Source organism: Streptomyces sp. W16 (genome assembly GCF_033194735.1).
GTDB lineage: Bacteria > Actinomycetota > Actinomycetes > Streptomycetales > Streptomycetaceae > Streptomyces.
Genome location: NZ_JAWOAI010001097.1, coordinates 1 through 1,265 on the forward strand (window position 1 = coordinate 1; position 1,265 = coordinate 1,265).

Genomic DNA, 1,265 nt, shown 5'->3' on the forward strand with positions numbered 1-1,265 from the left:
GTCGTCGGGGTCGGCGGGGTCGGCAAGACCCGGCTCGCGCTGCGTGCGGCGGCGCAGGTCCGGGACGCCTACCCCGACGGCGTCTGGCTGACCGAACTCTCCCCCCTGCGCACCTCGGGACTCGTGGACCTCGCCGTCATGGAGACCCTTCGGCTCGCCGACCAGTCGACGCGCCCGGTGATCGACGTCATCACCGAATGGGCGCACGACAGAAGGCTGTTGCTCGTCCTCGACTCCTGCGAGCACGTCCTCGCCGACTGCGCCAGGTTCACCGCCGCGCTGCGCTCCCGCCTGCCCGGTCTGCGCGTCCTGCTCACCAGCAGGGAACGGCTCGCGCTGCCCGGCGAGGACGTCCTCCACCTCGAACCACTGCCTGTGGACGGCCGACCCGGCGACCTCACCGATGCCGATGCCGATGCCGATGCCGTTACTGGCACGAGTACCGGTGCCGGTGACGCCGTAGCCCTGTTCGCCGAGCGTGCCGCAGCCGCCGGACGCCCCCTGAGGGACGGCGACTCGGCCGCCCGCGCCACCGCCATCGCCGTCTGCCGCCGCCTCGACGGCATACCCCTGGCCCTCGAACTGGCCGCCGCCCGCCTCACCGAACTCACCCTCGACCAGCTCCACACCCGCCTCGGTGAACGCCTGCCCACCCCACCTCCCTCTCCCTCACCCGCCCCGTCCTCGCCCCTCGACCTGCTCGTCGCCGCCCCCGGTGAACGCCCGCCCCGTCACCAGACCCTGCGCACCGCCATCGGCTGGAGCCACGAACTGTGTGCTCCTCTCGAACGGCTGCTGTGGGCGCGGCTCTCCGTCTTCAGCGGCGGATTCTGTCTGGACACCGTCCGGCAGGTCTGCGCGGGCGGACCATTGCCCCCGGAACGGATCGCCGGGCTGCTCGACCGGCTCGTCGCCCAGTCCATCGTCCTGCCCGACGCCGTCATCTCGGCCCGCTACCGGATGCTCGACACCGTCCGCGAGTACGGTGCCGACTGGCTGCACGCCCTCGGCGAGGAACGCGCCGTACGCCGACGCCACCGCGACCACTACGCCCGCCTCGCCCGCGAGGGCTGCGCCGAGTGGAACACCGGACGGCAGGTCGCCTGGTGCGAGCGCGTGCTGACCGAACACGCCAATCTGCGCACGGCCGTCGACTGCGCGCTCACCGAGCCGGGCGGCGAGGGGGAGCGGGACGGCGCTCTGGCGGCGGCGGCCGTGGAGATGGTCGGCCATGTCGGTTTCCTGTGGCGGCACTGCGGTTACCT

1 protein-coding gene is annotated in these 1,265 nt (G+C 73.0%); it reads left to right on the top strand.

Features of this window, described 5'->3' with window-relative positions:
* Positions 1-1,265 (top strand): ATP-binding protein (locus R6V09_RS53400; RefSeq protein ID WP_442810314.1); only part of this gene is annotated, 1,265 nt, incomplete at both ends.